Here is an 18,071-nt window from a genome sequence, read left to right as displayed (position 1 = left end):
CTACGCCTCCGTTCGGAAGGCAGCGATGGGGCTGTCCCTCCGGCCTTTCATATTCTTGGGCGACAATCATCACACTTCCACCCGTGCTCTATGATCCGGCCCGAATTGCTGCCAATTGGCCGGGCCCGGCTCAAACCCCAGCGGACGCACGAGCGAGGGGACCTGGCGCGTGTCCAGCTCGAAACGTTCATGCCGCCGGTCTATAGTAGGAACTGCCGCGATAAGCTGTTTGGTATAGGAGTGCTTCGGCTCCGAGAGCACCGATCTGGCATCGCCGATCTCGACAATCTGGCCGGCATAGATGACCGCGATGCGATGGGCGATCCGCTCGACGACAGCCATGTCATGCGAGATGAACAGATAGGCCAGCCCGAATTCACGCTGCAGCTCGACCAAAAGCTCCAGCACCCTGGCCTGCACCGACACATCGAGCGCCGAAACCGCTTCGTCGAGGACGATAACCGAAGGATTGAGCATCAGCGCGCGAGCGATGCACAGGCGTTGCCGCTGGCCGCCGGAGAATTCGTGCGGATAGCGCTGCAGGCTGTTTTCCGGAAGGCCGACGCGTTTCAGCAGCGCGGCCATTTTCGCTCGCGTTTCAGCAGTTATCCGTCCGCCGGTAGCGATCACCGGCTCTGCGAGGAGATTTTCGACGGTGAGTCTGGGATTGAGCGAGCCATAGGGATTCTGGAACACCATCTGCACGGGAAGGGCGCTCTGCCCGGCGGCGGCCTTGCGCGCGCTGGCCGAGATTGTGCCGCGCGTCGAGCGCACCAGCCCCAGAATCGCGCGGGCGGTGGTGGACTTTCCGGAACCGCTCTCGCCGACGACCGCCAATGTCTCGCCCGGCATTAGCTCGAAATCCACACCGTCCACCGCGTGCACGGCACCGCTGGCGCGGCTGAAAAACCCACCCTTGACCGGAAATCGCACTACGAGGCCATCGACCTTCAGCGCCGGCTCGGCAGCTTTTTGCTTTTCGCGTTGCGCGTCCCTGCGTGTCGCGCTGCCGCCGGCGAAATGCGGAACCGCATGTAGCAGATGCCGCGTATAGGGATGCTGCGGATCGTCCAATATCTGGTTCAATGCGCCCTGCTCGACAGCTTCTCCGCCTTGCATCACCATCACCTTGTCGGCGATGCCTGCAACCAGACCGATGTCGTGGGTGATGAAGATCATCGACATCCCGGTTTCCTGTTTCAATTCGGCGAGCAGCGCCATGATCTGCGCCTGCACCGTAACATCCAGCGCCGTCGTTGGCTCGTCGGCAATGAGCAGGCGCGGGTTGCACGCAATCGCCATGGCGATCATCACCCGCTGCAGCATGCCGCCCGACAGCTGGTTGGGCGTGTATTTCAACCGCCTCGCTGCGTCCGGAATACGGACGCGGTCGAGCGCGTCCTTGGCCGCCGCCGTTGCTTGTCGTCCGGTCAGGCCGCGATGCAGGCGAAATGATTCCTCGATCTGCCAGCCAATGGTCAGCACCGGATTGAGCGAGCTCATCGGCTCCTGGAAGATCATGCCGATTTCGCCGCCGCGGATCTTCGTCAATTGCGGCTCGGCTGCGGCGGTCAGGTCGAAGGTGCTGCCGTCGGCCCGCCTCAGCTTGATCGACCCGCCGGTGATGCGGCCGCCGCCATAATCGACAAGGCGATTGATCGACAGCGCCGTAACCGATTTGCCCGAGCCGCTTTCGCCGACGATGGCCAGCGTTTCGCCGTCGGCGAGATCGAAGCTGACGCCGCGCACGACCTCATTGGCTTGCGGGTTGCGACCGAAGCCGACGCGCAATCCGCTGACGGACAGCAGCGGGATCATGCGATCGATCTCCGCATCTTCGGGTCGAGGACATCGCGCAACGCATCGCCGAGCAGGTTGAAACCGAGGATGCCGATCATGATCGCCACGCCCGGGAAGATCATCAGCCAGGGAGCTGTCTCCATCAGATTGCGGCTGTCGCTCAGCATCAGGCCGAGCGACGCGGCGGGCGGCTGCGTGCCGAGTCCGAGGAAGCTTAAGCCGGCTTCGGTCAGCAGTGCCCAGGCCAGCGCCAGCGTCACCTGAACCGTCAGTGGCGCCACCAGATTGAGCAGCAGATGCCGTGTTACGATATAGCCCGCACTGCTGCCGAACGTGCGGGCCGCGTCGACGAACTCGCGCGCCTTGAGCGACAGAGCCGGACCTCGCACGACGCGCGTGAAGATCGGTGTGTAGACGATGGCGATGGCAATGACGCTGGTCAAGGTTCCCGGTCCCGCAACCGCGACGATCAGCAGCGCCAGCAGGATCGCCGGGAACGCCAGCACAACGTCCATGATGCGCATCACTAGGCCGTCCCAGCGGCGCCCGAACCAGGCTGCCGCCAGCCCGAGCACGGTGCCGGCCAGTGTCGCGACGGCGACCGAAAAGAAGGCCACGATGAAGGACTGGCCGATCCCGGTCATCAGCCGGCTTGCGACATCGCGGCCGAATAGGTCCGTGCCCATCCAGTAGGTGCTATCAGGCACATGCAGCCGTTCGACCCGGTGCTGCGTCAGCGGATTGTGCGGCGTCAGCCCCAGCATGCCAAGCACGGCAAGCAGCAGATAAAGCGCAACGATCGCACCGCCGATGCGGCCGCTGGGATGCGCAAATATAGCCCGCAATGTCGCCATCAGTGCTCGCTTAGCCGGATACGCGGGTCGAGCGCGACATAGGCGAGGTCGACGAGGAGATTGACGATCATGAAGTTGAAGGCGATGAACAGCACGCTTCCCTGCACCAGCGCGTAGTCGCGCTGCAGGATGGCATCCAGCACCATGCGGCCGAGACCGGGCAGCGCATAGATCTGCTCGACGATGACAGCTCCGCCCAGGAGGTAGCCGAACTCTATGCCGCTCAGCGTCACGACCGGGATGAGCGCGTTGGGCAAGGCATGCCGCCAGATGACGCCGCGCGCCGAAACGCCCTTGCTGCGCGCCGTCCTGACATAGTCGTCGCTGAGCACATCGAGCATCGCCGAACGCGATATGCGGGTCACCGAAGCCGCGAAGGCAAATCCAAGCGTGACCGCAGGCAGCAACAGCTGGCCGAGATTGCGCAGCGGATCCTGCCACAGCGGCGAAAACTCGCCCATCGCCGGCAAAACGCCAAACCCCGCCGACAGCGTGTAGATGATCAGCAGGGCAAGGACGAAGTTCGGCGTCGACTGCCCGATCATTGCGACAACGCGCACGCCGAGGTCGGACAGCTTTTCGTTATGGGTGGCGGCAAAGATCCCCGCCGGCATGCCGACAAGCAGGGCGATGACCATCGACAGCAGGGCGAGTTCCAACGTTAGCGGGAAACGCTCGAGGATGACGTCGAGCACCGGCCTGCCATAGGTGGACGAAATGCCGAGATTACCTTGGAAAAGACCAAGCAGCCAGCGCCAGTATTGGACGAACCAGGGCTGGTCGATGCCGAAATAAGCTGCAAGCGCATCGCGCTGCTGCGGCGTCAGCAGGCCGGCTTCGGTCCCCAGCATTGCCGTGATCGAATCGCCCGGAACCATCCGGATCGCCAGGAACACCACGATGGACACGCCAAGCAGGACGAGAGGGAAGGTCGCCAGTCGCCGCATCAGATAGTTCACGCGAAGAATATCCTCTCGTCCGGCATCAAAGCAGCTACTGGATCGTCACCTTGGCGAGGCTGAACAGCGAGCCTGTCGGCACCGGTTCGAATCCTGCGATATTCTTCTGCTGTGCCGTGTAGCTGTAGGACGTGTAGAGCCAGATCCAGGGCGACATCTCAGTGATGTGCTTCTCGAAGTCGGCGAAGATCGCTTTGCGCGCTGCCGGGTCGGTCTCGGTGCGGCCCTTCTGCATAAGACTGTCCAGCGTGTCGTCGATATAGTTCGCCACCTTCTGCAGATTGCCCGTCTTGGTCCAGTAGCGGTTGTACATAGTGTAGGGATCGGCCCTGCCGCCGTTCAGCGCGACGGCCATGTCGAAATCGCCCTTCAGCCAGGCGTCGACATAGACGTTGAGCTCCATCATCTTGATGTCGAGCTTGACGCCGATTTCTGCGAGCTGCGACTGGATGACCTGGGCTTCCGCCGCTGCCGTCGGCGGCTCGCCGGTGGCGCCGATCACGGTCGCCGAAAAGCCGTCGGCATAGCCGGCTTCGGCCATCAACTGCTTGGCCTTCTCAATGTCGCGCTTATAGCAGAACAACTGCTTCGGATCGGTCGCCAGTGCCGGGATGGTCAGCGGGCCGGTGACCTTGCCTTCGCCGAGCGAGGCGGTGTCCAGCACTTCCTGCCGGTCGATGGCGCAGGAAATCGCCTGACGCACCTTGAGTTCGGTCATCGGCTTGCGGGAGGGATTGAGCTGCAGCACGTGATAGGCAAGCACCGGCACGCGGTTCAACTGCAGGCTGGCTTCCTTGGGCACCAGCGTGGCGACAAGCGGATCGTTGAGCAGGGCAAAATCGATCTGCTTGGTGCGCATCGCCGCCAGGATCGCCGTCTCGTCCGGCAGCACGCTGATATCGATGCCGTCGACGCCGGTCGCGCCGCCTGCCCAGTCCTTGTTGGCGACAAGCACTTCCTTGGAATTCGGATCCCATTTTTCGAGCTTGAACGGACCCGAGCCGATCGTTGTCGTGCCGATCGAGCCGGCCGCGATTTCGCTTGCCGGGACGATCGCCGCATTGACGTCGCTCATCGCCGTCAGGATCGGCACGTCCGGCTGCGAGAGGTGGAACACGACGGTGGCGGGATCGGGCGTGTCGATGCTGGCGATCGAGAGAAAGTTGGCGCGCGCCGCAGCACCCGTCTTCTCGTCAAGTATGCGCTCGAACGATGCCTTGACGTCGGCCGAGGTTACGGCGGCGCCGTTCTGGAATTTTGCTTTCAGATTGAGCTTGAAGCTCAGCTCCTTGCCGTCCGGCGAGAACTGCCATGAATCGGCAATCGCGGGCGTGATTTGCAGGTTTGCGTCGAGCCGCACCAGCGGTTCGTAGATCAGCTCCAGCAGCCGCAGTGAGGAGAATGCCGTCTGCTTGTGCGGATCAAGACCGGTGGCGTCCTGCGACCACGCCATATGCAGCGTCGCCGCACTCGCCTGCACCGGTAGCGCGGCGATGCCAACCATTGCCGCGAGCGTCATGCCGGAAAGCAGTTTCTTGCCAATGTGCCGTACCATTGTCGTCTCCCATTATTGTTAAACCAGATGCCTTGCAGTTCCCCGGACCGCTTCAAAGGGACACACGCCCCGGAACATCGGCCCAGTATCCATGCGGTCTTACACCGTCTTTTCGCCTATCGCCTTGCGCAGGAAACCTCCCGCGTTGGCAAGCGCCTTACGTGCTTCTTCGACACCCATGCCGGTGATCGTCACCAGGATTGCCAGTTTTACATCATTGCCGGTCTGGTCGAGTGCCTGTCGTGCCTGCTGTGCCGCGCAGCCGGTCGTCTGCATCACGATCCTGACCGCCCTTGCGACAAGCTTCTTGTTGCTTGGATTGAGGTCAACCATCAGGTTCTGATAGCTCTTGCCGATGCGGATCATGCTGGCGGTAGACAGCATATTGAGCACCAGCTTTTGCGCGGTTCCCGATTTCAGCCGGGTCGAGCCGGTGAGGACCTCCGGGCCAACCACCGGAGAGATGCCAATATCGGCAATGCCCGCAATGGTCGATCGAGGATTGCAGGACAACGCCACGGTGGTGGCTCCCACTTCCTTGGCATAGGTCAGGCCACCGATGACATAAGGTGTGCGTCCGCTGACAGCGATGCCGACCACCACGTCGCCAGCGGTCAGCTTGATGTCCTGCAGCGCCTTTATTCCCTGTTTCGGATCGTCCTCGGCGCCTTCCGCAGAGTGCATCAGCGCGTCGACGCCGCCGGCGATCAGGCCCACCACCATGTCCTCGGGTACGCCGAAGGTCGGCGGACATTCCGAGGCGTCGAGGACGCCGAGCCGGCCGCTGGTGCCAGCCCCCATATAGACAAGGCGTGCACCGTTCTGGAACGCGCTCACGATCCGGTCCACGGCCGCAGCAATATCGGGGATGACCTTCTCGACGGCTGCCGCAACGCCTTTGTCCTCGTCATTGATCTTGCGCAGCACCTCGAGGGTCGGCAACAGATCGATGTCCATGGTCTTCGGGTTCCGGTCCTCGGAAACCAGCCGCTCCAGCTCCGACATCAACCCTTGTTCGACCACTTCGCTTACTTTCAAGTGCGACTGCGAGCAGGACTGTGATGCCCGCGGCAAGCGGCGTCCAGTGCTTGCACCTGGCCGTCGGCTCCGTACCGGCTGCGCCGGTTCTGTTTCGTTAACTTTTTAGAATTCGATATTCCCTCTGTCAACGGAAAGTAGGAATATTATATTCCTTGCCGAGCAAGGCATCACTGGCGGCAGAGGGATTTTCTGGCCAGGATTATGGCTCCCGAAACCGCATCGCCGTCGGCCGGCTTCAGCCGTCGGCGGACGTCGGGAGCGAGCCATGGCTCAAGCGGGCTGGACAACCCTCCGAGCAACGTAACCCGCGGCGCGCCTTTTTCGAACAGCACCCGCACGAAGGTGTCGATCTGCTCGGCAGCGCCTTGCACGATCCGCCGACCGGCCGGATCGCCCTGGTCGGCATGGCGGATCACCATCGGCGCCATGGCGGCATAGTCCGTCGCGCTGGCGCGGTCCATCCAGGCCACCGCCTCGAACGGATCGTCCTTGAAGCGCTGCATCACCTCGGCCAGCAGCGCCGTCCGCTCATGCCGGCCGTCATGGGCTCGCAAGGCAAGCTGCACTGCCTTCAGTCCAAGATCGGCGCCGCTGCCCTCGTCGGAAATCGGAAAACCGTAGCCGCCGACGCGCAGGTCGCGCCCTTCGACAAAGCCGAGCCCGATCGAACCGGTCCCGGCTATGACGATGGCGCCGTCTTGACCCGAATGCGCGCCAAGGCAAGCCGCGACGCCGTCGCTGAGGAAGTCGATGCTCGCAAAGGGTTGTTCGATGCCATGAAACGCCTCGAGCGCACCCTTACGGCCGATGCCGGCAACACCGATACCCGCGCGGATCCTGGCGATTTCCGCCGCCGCGAACCCTGCCTCTTCGATCGCCGCGCCAAAGGCTTTGGCAATCGAGGCCCAGGCCACCTCTATACCGAGTCGCGTTGTCGCCGGGCCCGACAGGCCTTGCCCGAGCACGCTTCCTGCCTCGTCTTCGATACGCGCCCGGCAGCCGGTTCCGCCGCCATCGACGCCCAGGAAATAATGCGGAGACGCCCCACCGGCACTCATTGCCTTATTCGTTCGATCTGGGCGCCGCACAGCCGGAGCTTGCGGTCCAACTGCTCGTACCCGCGGTCGAGATGATAGACGCGATTGATCGTCGTCTCGCCCTCCGACACCAGCGCTGCCAGCACCAGCGAGACGGAGGCGCGCAGGTCGGTCGCCATCACTTGCGCGCCCTTCAGCTTCTCGCCTCCGCGCACCAGCGCCATGGTGCCTTGCAGCTTGATATTGGCGCCGAGCCGCATCAGTTCAGGCACATGCATGAAGCGGTTCTCGAAGATCGTCTCGCGCAACAGCGAAGCGCCCTCGGCACAGCACATCAACGCCATGAACTGCGCCTGGAGATCGGTCGGAAAGCCCGGATAGGGCTCCGTCGTCACGTCGACCGCCTTGAGCGGCCCGTCTCTCGATACGATCAGCCCGCGGTCGCCCGGCCATATTTTCACACCGGCTGCTTCGAGCAGCTGGACGACGGATGCCATGTGCTCGAGCCGCGCGTGGGTGAGCTCGAGCTGACCGCCGGTGATGGCCGCTGCGACGGCATAGGTGCCGGCCTCTATCCGGTCCGGGATGATGTCGTGCGTGGCGGCGCGCCAATCTGTGCTGCCCCCGATCAGGATGCGGTGCGTGCCGGCGCCCTCGATCCGCGCGCCCATGTCGTTCAGGCAGGCGGCAAGATCGGCCACCTCCGGCTCGCGGGCCGCGTTGAGGATCTCGGTCTCGCCGTTTGCCGTCGTCGCCGCCATCATCGCCGTTTCGGTCGCGCCGACCGACGGCGAGCTCAAAACGATGCGCGCGCCTTTCAGTCCGCCCGGCGCAGACGCGACGATCAGTCCGTTTTCGATCGCGATATCGGCGCCAAGTGCGGCAAGTGCGGCGACATGCATGTCGACCGGCCGTGCGCCGATCGCGCAGCCGCCAGGCAGCGAGACCCGGGCATGGCCGAAGCGGGCAAGCAGTGGACCGAGAACCAGCACCGTCGCGCGCATGCGCCTGACGGTATCGTAGCTTGTCTCCCTGGAAGCGGCAGCACTGGTATCGATTGTGGCGGCATGGGCCGATCTGGTGACTTCGGCCCCATGAAGGCCGACGACGCCAAGCATGTTGTCGACATCCGTCACCTCAGGCAGGTTGGTCAGCTGCAGCGGATGGGGGCTGAGCAACGCCGCTGCTATTTGCGGCAAGGCCGCGTTCTTGGCGCCGGAGATCGTCACCGCGCCCTCAAGCCTGTGCCCGCCGACGATCCGCAATTTGTCCATGGCTCTGACCTAATCCCGAGCTGTCGGCGTGTCTACGATCTTTCATGTCCGAATCGTCGACATGCCCGAAGGCTGGGCCGCAACCGCACCAGTCGAGATTTGATGGTTCATTCTTCGCTGTCAATCAGAGACGGAATAATTTATTCCTTGGCTTGGCATTGTCGATGACAGGCAATGGAGGAACGCATGTCCGTCCTGAAGAAGATCGAGGCCAAGCTCGAAGTCATGGCGCCCGGCGACCGCGAGATCGGTCGGTATATCGTCGATAATCCCGACGAGATGCTCCGCCTGTCGACGGCGGCGCTTGCCGCCGAGATCGGCCGCAGCCAGTCGAGCGTCGTCAAGTTCAGCCAGAAGCTCGGCTATTCCAGCTATCAGGAGCTTAAGCTCGCCGTCAGCGAGGCCAAGTCGCAGGAATGGCACGTGCCGGCCGGCATGATCCACGGTTCGATCGAGGTCGGCGACAGCTATCTAGTCATCTTGCGCAAGCTGATCGGCAGCAAGCTTTTGTCGATGCAACAGACCGTCGCGGCCAACACCGAGCAGGAAATCGGCAAGGCCCTCGAAGCGTTGAACGATGCGCGCCGTATTCATTTGGCCGGCGTCGGCGCATCCTCGCTGGTGGCGCGCGACTTCTCCTACAAGCTGATGAAGCTCGGCCGCAACGTGCTGCACGACAGCGACAGCCACGTGCAGATGGCCAATGTCTCGACGCTTGGACGAGGTGACGTGCTGTTCGCGCTCTCCTATTCCGGGGCGAGCATCGAAACCCTGCGGATAGCCGAACTTGCCCGCAAACGTGGCACGACCGTGATCGCCGTCACTGGACTTCGCGACAATCCGCTGAGCCGGGTTGCCGACATTCGCCTGCACACGATCGCCAACGAAGAGCGCGCGCGCTCTTCGTCGATAACCGCACGCGACGCACAACTGACGCTGACCGACCTGCTGTTCATCCTGCTCGTGCAGAAGCAACCTGACGCCAACGAATACGTCCACAACAGCGAATTGGCCGTCTCGGTGCTGAAGGCTTAGCGCTCTTCGCCGTCTCGCGTTAAGGCCTCAGTTCCTCCCTGGCGCTGCACGCCGACAAGAGCAACTTTCGTCCTCCTTGGTGAAATAGCTTTCTTCAATGTGCTCACCCGCTTTCTTCGTCCGGTTGGCAGAGAGTCGCGGGAGCGCTGATTGGTCAAATGCCGCCGGTCGAAACAAATGTTGACAATGTCATCTGTTGTTGCGAAAGCGTTCAGCCTCGAATTTGACGGCCGGGTGAGACAATGGACGACCTTGGAGCACAGGAACAAGCGGTTCTCAACCTCATTGCGGCGAACCCATTCGCCGGCCAGCAGGACATAGCAACGGTGCTCGGCATCGCCCGCTCGACGGTCGCGGCCCACATCGTGCAACTCGTCAACAAGGGATACATTCTCGGCCGTGGTTACGTCTTGCCGACGTCCAAGCGCATGGTCTGCGTCGGCGGCGCGGTGCTCGACCGCAAATACCACGCCAAGAAGGATCTGATTTTCGAGACGTCGAACCCGGTCGACGGCTATCGCAGCTTCGGCGGGGTTGCCCGCAACGTCGCCGAAAACCTTGCCCGCCTCGGCGTCGACATAAGCTTCGTCTCGATCGTCGGCGACGATGAAACCGGCCGCTCACTGGTGCGGCATCTGCGCGACCTCGGCGCCGATGTCAGCCAGGTCATCACCACCACGGAACGGCCGACGGCGGAATACGCGGCCATCCTCGACCGCAACAACGACCTCGTGCTCGGCATTGCCGACATGGAGATCTTCGATCTGTTTTCGTCGTCCTATCTCGACCGCTTCTGGCCGCATCTGGCTTCGGCGACATGGGTGTTCATCGACTGCAATCTGCCGGCCGCGACCCTCGCAGCACTGATGTCGCGCAAGCAGGGTGCGCGCTTCAAGCTCGCAGTCGACACGGTATCGGCGCCGAAATCAGCGCGCCTGCCGAAGGACCTGACCGGCATCGATCTTCTGTTCACCAATCATGACGAGGCCAATACGATGCTCGGCATGACGGATGCCGACAGGCGGCTGACGCCGGAGGAAGCAGCGGCAGCGCTGCGCGCGGCCGGCGCCGGCGAGGTGGTCGTGACCGTGGGCGCGCATGGATTTGCGGTTGCGACCGAGAGCGGTGTGACGACCATGCACTCCGTCCCGGCGCAGCCCGTCGATATCACCGGCGCCGGTGACGCGATGATCGCCGGCACACTGTACAAGGTGCTTTCGGGTGAGCCGGTCGCTCATGCCGTGCGCACCGGCGCGCTGCTTGCCACACTGACCACCGAGAGCGAATCCAGCGTCCATCCCGATCTGTCGCCGCGCTTCCTTGCCGCCGGCATGTACCGCATTCCTGCCTGAAAGCGAGATGATATGAAACCTTTCCTTGTCCGCCTGAACGATGAAGTCGCTGCTGCGCTTGATGAAGGCCGCGCGGTGGTGGCATTGGAATCGACGATTATCACCCACGGCATGCCATATCCGGCCAATCTGGAAACTGCCCGTGGTGTCGAGACCGTAGTGCGTGAAAACAGCGCCGTGCCCGCCACGATCGCAGTGGTCGCCGGCAAGATCAAGGTTGGCCTCGACGACCGTGAACTGGAAGAGCTGGCAGCGGCAAAGGGCGTGGTCAAGGCTTCCGGGCGCGATCTCGCCGCCATCATGGTGCGCGGCGGCTCGGCCGGAACCACCGTCTCGGCGACGATGCGGATCGCCGCTTTAGCCGGGATCGGCATTTTTGCGACCGGCGGTGTCGGCGGCGTGCATCGCGGCGCCGAAGCCACTTTCGATATCTCCGCAGACCTGACCGAACTCGGCCAAACCGGCACGACCGTCGTCTGCGCCGGAGTTAAGTCGATCCTCGATATTGCGAAGACGCTGGAATACCTGGAGACCCAGCGTGTGCCGGTGATCGCATACCGGAGCGACGATTTTCCGGCCTTCTACACCCGCTCCAGCGGGCTCAAGGCCGATCATCGCCTCGACACGCCCGACGAGATCGCGCGAGCCATGCTGCTGCATGACGAGATGGAATCCGGCACCGGCATTCTCGTCGCCAACCCTATCCCCGAAGCGGACGCGCTCGATCCGGCGTTCATCGACGGCACGATCGCAGCGGCCGTGGCTGAGGCCGAGAAGCGCGGCATCGGGCGCAAGGAACTAACGCCGTTTCTGCTCGCACGCATCAATGAGCTTTCGCAAGGCCGCAGCCTGAAGGCCAACATCGCGCTGGTCCGCAACAACGCCGCGCTTGCTGCCCGCATTGCGGTGGCGCATGCGGAATTGAAGAGCGCGACCAGATAGAGACAGCATCCGGCCAGCGCTACCGGCCTTCGATTTCAGCCCGGCGCGAGGTCGAAGATGCGCCCGGCATTGAGGATGTTGTTCGGGTCGAAGGCTACTTTCAGGCGGCGCATGGCCGCGATCTCGGCGTCGCTGCGCACAAGGTGCAGCCATTCCTTCTTGTCGAGGCCGATGCCATGTTCGGCCGAAACGCCGCCGCCGGCGGTGGCAACACCGCGGTACACGATGCCGTATGCGGCCGCCGGATCCGCGGTGCGAACCTGATAATGCAGATTGCCGTCGCCGAGATGGCCGAAGACGTAGATGTCGGCGCCAGGGTCGACGGCCCTGATGGCGGCTTCTGTTTCGCCCAGGAAAGTCGCCATTCTCGCCAGTGGGATGCTGATATCGACGCCGATCAGGCCTGCCATCGAAAACAGGAAACGGTTGGCCTGTTCTCGCACCGCCCAGAGCGCCCGGAATTCGCGCGGCGATTGCGAGACGACCACGTCGTCGATCACGCCATCTTCAACCGCCTGCATCAGCACCGCGGCAAAACGTTCGCCGTCGCGGTCGGGCTCGCTGCCCTGTATCTCGGCAAGCACATAGACGGGCGAGCCGGCGGGCAGCGGCGCCGGCGCCTCCATGCCGGCGATCATGGCGCCATAGAGCGGTGCGAAATTCACCTCATAGGCCGACAGCAAGGGCCCGAGCTTCCGCCTGAGCAGCGCAAGCAACGTGATCGCCGCGTCGAGCGAAGCAAGCGCGCAGAAGGCGTTGATCTCGGTGGCCGGCTTCGGATGCAGCCGCAGGCATGCGCGCGTGACCACGCCGAGCGTGCCTTCGCTGCCGATGAACAATTGGCTGAGGTCGTAGCCGGAGTTGTCCTTCGCCAAACCCTTGAGCGAGGTCAGGATACTGCCGTCGGCAAGCACCGCTTCCAGGCCAAGCACCTGAGCCCGGTACATACCGTAGCGCAGCACGCGGATGCCGCCGGCATTGGTGGCGACATTGCCGCCGACGGTGGCCGTTCCACGCGCTCCGATGTCGACGCCGAACAGCAAGCCGGCCGCATCGGCGGCTTCCTGCACCGCTTGCAGCGGCGCGCCGGCCTCGGCGATGATGGTCGCCGCCTCGCGGTCGAGAGCGTCAACGGAAGTCATGCGCTCCAGCGACAGCACCGCTTCGCCGCGCTGGATGCGCGCCGCGCCCGCAAGACCGGTGCGGCCACCCTGGATGACGAGCCTCTGCCCGGCCTCGTTGCACAGGCGCAGAATGTCCGACACCTCGCCGGTCGTGCGTGGACGCAAGACGATCGCCGGCGGCGCGCCGTCCTTGCCGTCGGGATCTTCCCGGTAGCGTGGTCCGGCCTCCTCAGCCGAGACAATCCCTGACCTGTCCAGCTGCTTTTCCAGCCGCGACAGAAGCTCGGCGGTTCGCGAGGAGAGGGCGCTCACGGATGCTATTGGCGCGCAGATATCGATGCAACGCACGCGAAGACCGGCGAGGATTGCAGGAGCGGCTTGACGCGAATTTCGCTGGAAAGAAAACATGCGGAAAACCCGCCAAAAATGCAGTCGGTTGCTGTCGCCATGCACCGCTCCTGTGTAACAGGTCGACCATAGGCGCGGACCGCGTTTTGTCAAACTGTGGTAGTTGGTGATGGGTGGCTCGACGCCTGCGTTTCGGCGCGGACCACCTTGATGTCGGCGCCTGCCGCCCATGCTCCGATATCGTCGCGGCGTAAGGCCGCAGCCATCATGTCCGGAAACAGATCCGGCGTGCAGGCAAAGACGGGAATACCAAGGGCTGCTACCGAGCCTGCCATTGTGGGATCGTAGCCGGGCCGGCCTTGATCGGTCAGCGCCAGAAGCACGACGACATTTACGCCGGATCGAACCAGCGCTGCCAGTCGCCGCAGCAGGTCCTGGCCATTACCGCCTTCATAGAGATCGGTGATCAGCACCAGATGCGACTTGGTGGGCCGTTCGATACGGTCGGCGCAATAGGCGACCGCCTGATTGATGTCGGTGCCGCCGCCAAGCTGCACGCCGAACAGCACCTCGACGGGATCGCTGAGCTCTTCGGTCAGGTCGACGATCGCCGTATCGAAGCAGACAAGCTTGGTGCGCACAACCGGCAGCGACGCCATCACCGCCGCGAAGATCGAGGCGTAGACCACCGAGCTTGCCATCGAGCCGGACTGGTCGACGCAGAGAACGACCTCATCCAGATCGACAAGCCGGCGCTGCTTGCGCATGAAGCCGACCAGTTTCTCCGGCACGATGGTCCTATGCTCGGGTTGATAGTGGCGAAGGTTCGCCGAAATAGTGCGCTGCCAGTCGATATCGCGTGCACGCGGGCGGTTGGTGCGTCTCGATCGATCGAGAGCGCCGCGTATCGCCTCGGCGGTCTTCTGCTCCAGCTTCTGCATCAGCTTGCCGACGATATCGGCAATGATCGTCCGGGCAATGTCCTTGGTCTTGGCCGGCATGACCGAGCGCAGCGAAATCAGGTCGGCGACGAGATTGACGTCCGCCTCGATCGCCTTGAGGAATTCCGGTTCCATCAGCATCTGCTTCAGGTCCAGCCGTTCGAAGGCGTCCTTCTGGACGATCTGGACGACCTGCGCCGGAAAGAAGGAGCGGATGTCGCTCATCCATTGTGCAACGCGCGGCGCCGACCGGCCAAGGCCGCCACGCCGCTTGCGTGGGTCGGCAGAAGCGGCGCTAATGCCGTCGCCGTAGAGAGCGTCGAGTGCCGCCGAAAGCCGTTTGTCGTCGCTGGAAAGTGCCCCAGACGTTTCGTCATCGGCGCCGATCGCCAGTCGCCAGCGGCGCTCCCTTCCGCCATCGGCAGTGAGCGGGCCGGGTTCGTTCATTTCGGCCTCGTCATCCATTGCCGGTTTCTCCGTTGAGCAATGGTCCAAGCAGCCCCAGGTGCCGGCGCCATGCCTCGCCGCCATCCGGCGTCGGCGTCAGGCCAGCCGGCAAGCGCGCGGCGCGGCCGAGGACCGCTTCGATCAGCCGGCGGCGTTCCATGCGATCCAGATTGGAAAAGACGCGGCGCAGCAACGGCAGGTGCGCGATGAAAGCATCTTCGTCAAGGGATCTGAGCCACCCATCGACCGCACCGCGCAGACCCTCGTCATAAATCAGCCGTTGACCGGCTGTGCTGAAGAAGCCTTCGAAGAACCCGGCCGCGTCAGTGACAGGCGTCCCCGGTGACAGGCGTCGCCCGAGCAGCCCGGCAGCGGCTTCGGCGGACAGGCGACCAGCTTCATACAGCAGGTGTGCGGCGCACCCGGCCAGCAGCGCCGTCGACCGTGACGCCTCCAGTACGGCCGCCAGCCCGTTGCGCCATCCGTCCAGCACGTCTTGGCCGGGTTCGACCAGCCTGATCGCCTCATCGGCCTTGCGCATCGCACCAACCAGTGTCGCGGCGGCCTGCTCATCCAGATCGCGCGCAGCGTAGGGAAGCGCGATCGCACCTTCGACGATCAGCCGCTCCATGAGGCCGGACAGCCGGTCCGTTTGCGTTTTGCGGGCCTCGCCGTAGCGGACAATGTCGGCGAGCGGCGGCACCGACGCCAGGATCTCCAGGCATTCACTGCTGCGCGCCGCGCGTGCCTCCAACGCCGTGAGGCCGGCAGTCGATGCTTCCGACAGGCCTGCAGTGATGGCGCTCTGGACCAGTGCCGCAAGCGTATCGAGCGTCGCCGCCGTTTCGATCATCTGGATCAGGCGGCCATTGGCAGCCTTTTCGATAGTCGGCCCGTAGATCAGGTTCTCGACCAGACGAACGGCATATTCCGGTTCCCACGCTAGGGTCCACCGCTCGCGGAAGGTGCCACGGCTGCGACCGGCATCGGTCAGTCTGCCCCAATGCACACCAAGCACGTGCAGCCGATGCAGCAATGTCGAGCGAAACAGCCCGCTCTCGCTTCGCAGGTCGACCGACAGTTCCCGCTCCAGCGCCTCGGGTTTTAGGCGCGCCGCCTTTTGGCTACGCTGCAGATCCTCGATCAGTGGCGCCAGCGGTGTGTCGGGCGGAATTTCGCCGACGTCCGAACCCAGAAGCAGCTCGGCCTCGACCAGCCCCCACAGCAACGCTTCGCCGTTGAAGAGGGCGGCGATCGCGGCGTCGCGCAATTCCTCAAATCCGGGTTTCGGTCGTTCGCGAATCGCGGCTAGCGTCCGGGCGAGCCGCTCCGCTTCGATCAACGAAGCGGTCGAGATCAGGTGACCCTTCGCCCGCAGCACGGCGGCGATCGTCGCAAGCCACAGGGTCGCCGCATCGCGCCGGCCGCGCGTGCGCCAGAGATGCTTGCACCAGCCCGGTGCGACGACGCCCGCGCCATAGCCGTATCCCCGCGCCAGGCGCGGTCCCGTCCACGGTGCCCATGTCATTGTGCTCTTGCGCCGGGCAATTCCCTTGATCAGGACCTGATCGTTTTTCTGAGTGTGGGTGGCCTGCAGCGCCGGCACATGCCATGCCCCGCAGACGACGGCGATCGGCCCGTCGAACTGCTTACGCGCCTTGGCGATTTCGAGCCGCATATGCGCCTCGCGCTTGGCTTCGAACTGCGCGATCGGACCCTCACCACTCCGCAGTGTCGTCATCGCATCGGCGATGGCCGCAAATATGGGGCCGGGTTCCGGGTTCTGTTCAATGATGTCCGACCACCAGCTTTCGCCGTCCTCATAACCGGCGGCGTGTGCCAGCATGGCTATCGGATCACGCGGAAGCGGAGCCGCGTCACCATCCTCGGGGGCTTGGGTAGCTTCGGTCGCATCGGTGTCCTCCGCGCCACCGATCGCAGCAGTGGTGAACCGTGCCGATGACGGCAGGTCGATAAACTGCAACGTCGCCTTATTGCCCACAGCCCAAAGCGCCGCCTGGTATTCGGGCGAGAACTCGGCAAAAGGCCAGAAGCTTGTCGAAGCCGGATCGTCCTCCGGATAGCAAAGGAGCGCCACAGGCGGCTGCATTTCGGGGCGGGCCAGCATGGGCAGAAGCTCAGAGGCGTCGATCGGCCCCTCGATCAGCACGGCGACCGGGTTCAAATCCTGCAGTGCCTGCACCAGGCTGTCGGCGGAACCCGGCCCGTGATGGCGTATCCCGAAATAGGCAATGTCGCCGTGGCCCATGGCGTCAGATCGCTGCGTTCAGCGCCGCGTAATAGCCGGCATAGTCGGCCCGCTTCTTGAGCACGGTTTCCAGATATTCCTCCAGCACCACCTTGTCCTGTACCGGATCCTTCACGATCGCGCCGACAAGGCTGGCGGCGAGACCTTCGGCGCCGAGCTTGCCACTGTCGAACCACGCCGCCTGGCTGAGCCCGCCAACCATCGTGGCGATCGCTTCTGCGGTCGACAGCGAGCCGGAAGGCGTCTTCAGCGTCACCTTGCCGTCGGCAGTCGCGCCGGAGCGCAATTCGCGGAAAATGGTCAGCACACGGGCGATCTCCTCGCCGACATTTTTCGGCACCGGCAGGTCGAGTCCGCCAGCCATCTCGTCGACCCGTTTGGAGACGATCGCCACCTCTTCGGCCATGTCTTCCGGCAATGGCAGCACCACGACATTGAAGCGACGCTTGAGCGCCGAGGAGAGCTCGTTGACACCTTTGTCGCGGTTGTTTGCCGTGGCGATAATGTTGAAGCCGCGCTGGGCGTAGATCGAGGTGTTCAATTCCGGGATAGGCATCATCTTTTCGGAAAGCACGGTGATCAGCGTGTCCTGCACGTCTGAGCCCATGCGGGTCAGTTCCTCCGGCCGGCAGAGCTTGCCGTTCTGCATGGCTCGGTAGAGCGGCGTCGGCACCAACGCTTCCTGGCTCGGGCCCTTTGCCAGTAGCTGCGCATAGTTCCAGCCATAGCGGATCTGGTTCTCGTCGGTGCCGGCCGTGCACTGCACGATCAGCGTCGAGTCGCCCATGATGGCGGCGGCAAGATGTTCAGACACCCAGGACTTGGCGGTTCCGGGAACGCCGAGCAGCAAGAGTGCACGGTCGGTGGCGAGCGTCGCTACCGCGGTTTCCATCAACCGGCGGCGACCGACATATTTTGGCGTTACCAAGGTGCCGTCACCGGCCTTCCCGCCTAGCAAATAGGTCAGCACAGCCTGTGGCGACAGGCTCCAGCCGGCAGGCCTCTGCCGGTCGTCATCGCGCGCCAGCGCCTGCAATTCCGAAGCGTAGGCCTGCTCGACCGGGAGGCGGATGGCTGCGTTCATTTTGCTGTT

The 18,071-nt window shown here is 63.6% G+C and carries 14 protein-coding genes; 3 read left to right on the top strand and 11 right to left on the bottom strand.

The genetic code is table 11. From position 1 onward, the window contains the following. Positions 1-69: 69 nt before the first annotated feature. The 7 genes from NKI17_RS01980 to murA form a co-directional block, all read right to left on the bottom strand. A complete protein-coding gene (locus tag NKI17_RS01980) occupies positions 70-1,818 on the bottom strand; it encodes an ABC transporter ATP-binding protein (protein ID WP_352569320.1) in 1,749 nt (582 codons plus the stop codon). Next, complete coding sequence (locus tag NKI17_RS01975; protein WP_352569321.1) at positions 1,815-2,654, bottom strand: ABC transporter permease; 840 nt, start codon at positions 2,652-2,654, stop codon at positions 1,815-1,817. The genes NKI17_RS01980 and NKI17_RS01975 overlap by 4 nt, the downstream gene beginning before the upstream one ends. Then, complete coding sequence (locus tag NKI17_RS01970) at positions 2,654-3,613, bottom strand: ABC transporter permease (protein ID WP_352569322.1); 960 nt, start codon at positions 3,611-3,613, stop codon at positions 2,654-2,656. The genes NKI17_RS01975 and NKI17_RS01970 overlap by 1 nt, the downstream gene beginning before the upstream one ends. Before the next feature lie 34 nt (positions 3,614-3,647). Further along, a complete protein-coding gene (locus tag NKI17_RS01965; protein ID WP_352569323.1) occupies positions 3,648-5,168 on the bottom strand; it encodes an ABC transporter substrate-binding protein in 1,521 nt (506 codons plus the stop codon). A gap of 99 nt (positions 5,169-5,267) precedes the next feature. Continuing rightward, positions 5,268-6,191, bottom strand: a complete 924-nt coding sequence (gene murQ / locus NKI17_RS01960) for an N-acetylmuramic acid 6-phosphate etherase (RefSeq protein WP_352569444.1) — start codon at positions 6,189-6,191, stop codon at positions 5,268-5,270. A 185-nt stretch (positions 6,192-6,376) separates the two neighbouring features. Further along, positions 6,377-7,267 (bottom strand): glucosamine kinase nucleotide-binding domain-containing protein, encoded by an 891-nt coding sequence (locus tag NKI17_RS01955; protein ID WP_352569325.1) that lies wholly within the window; start codon positions 7,265-7,267, stop codon positions 6,377-6,379. After that, positions 7,264-8,520: a UDP-N-acetylglucosamine 1-carboxyvinyltransferase gene (gene murA, locus NKI17_RS01950; RefSeq protein WP_352569326.1), complete on the bottom strand. Its 1,257-nt coding sequence runs from the start codon at positions 8,518-8,520 to the stop codon at positions 7,264-7,266. Before murA ends, NKI17_RS01955 begins: the two co-directional genes overlap by 4 nt. Before the next feature lie 186 nt (positions 8,521-8,706). On the opposite strand from murA, the gene NKI17_RS01945 reads away from it, so the two are divergent. The 3 genes from NKI17_RS01945 to NKI17_RS01935 all read left to right on the top strand — a co-directional run bounded on the left by NKI17_RS01945 (position 8,707) and on the right by NKI17_RS01935 (position 11,849). Further along, positions 8,707-9,555: a MurR/RpiR family transcriptional regulator gene (locus tag NKI17_RS01945; RefSeq protein WP_352569327.1), complete on the top strand. Its 849-nt coding sequence runs from the start codon at positions 8,707-8,709 to the stop codon at positions 9,553-9,555. A 242-nt stretch (positions 9,556-9,797) separates the two neighbouring features. Continuing rightward, positions 9,798-10,907: a carbohydrate kinase gene (locus tag NKI17_RS01940; protein WP_352569328.1), complete on the top strand. Its 1,110-nt coding sequence runs from the start codon at positions 9,798-9,800 to the stop codon at positions 10,905-10,907. 12 nt (positions 10,908-10,919) lie between these two features. Then, on the top strand, positions 10,920-11,849 hold the full coding sequence (locus NKI17_RS01935; protein ID WP_352569329.1) for a pseudouridine-5'-phosphate glycosidase: 930 nt from the start codon (positions 10,920-10,922) through the stop codon (positions 11,847-11,849). Positions 11,850-11,884: 35 nt separating this feature from the next. On the opposite strand, the gene NKI17_RS01930 is transcribed toward NKI17_RS01935, so the two are convergent. The 4 genes from NKI17_RS01930 to NKI17_RS01915 all read right to left on the bottom strand — a co-directional run bounded on the left by NKI17_RS01930 (position 11,885) and on the right by NKI17_RS01915 (position 18,062). Further along, on the bottom strand, positions 11,885-13,285 hold the full coding sequence (locus NKI17_RS01930; protein ID WP_352905336.1) for an FAD-binding oxidoreductase: 1,401 nt from the start codon (positions 13,283-13,285) through the stop codon (positions 11,885-11,887). A gap of 185 nt (positions 13,286-13,470) precedes the next feature. After that, positions 13,471-14,727 carry a VWA domain-containing protein gene (locus NKI17_RS01925; RefSeq protein WP_352905335.1) on the bottom strand — a complete coding sequence of 419 codons (1,257 nt, stop codon included), beginning with the start codon at positions 14,725-14,727 and terminating at the stop codon, positions 13,471-13,473. Beyond that, positions 14,720-16,978, bottom strand: a complete 2,259-nt coding sequence (locus tag NKI17_RS01920; protein WP_352905333.1) for a DUF5682 family protein — start codon at positions 16,976-16,978, stop codon at positions 14,720-14,722. Before NKI17_RS01920 ends, NKI17_RS01925 begins: the two co-directional genes overlap by 8 nt. Before the next feature lie 4 nt (positions 16,979-16,982). Next, a complete protein-coding gene (locus NKI17_RS01915) occupies positions 16,983-18,062 on the bottom strand; it encodes an ATP-binding protein (RefSeq protein WP_352905332.1) in 1,080 nt (359 codons plus the stop codon). Positions 18,063-18,071: the final 9 nt, after the last annotated feature.

The organism is Mesorhizobium sp. M0816, assembly GCF_040320005.1.
Lineage (GTDB): Bacteria > Pseudomonadota > Alphaproteobacteria > Rhizobiales > Rhizobiaceae > Mesorhizobium.
The sequence above is the reverse complement of the archived record's forward strand: the minus strand, read 5'-3'. Positions and strand labels throughout refer to the sequence as shown.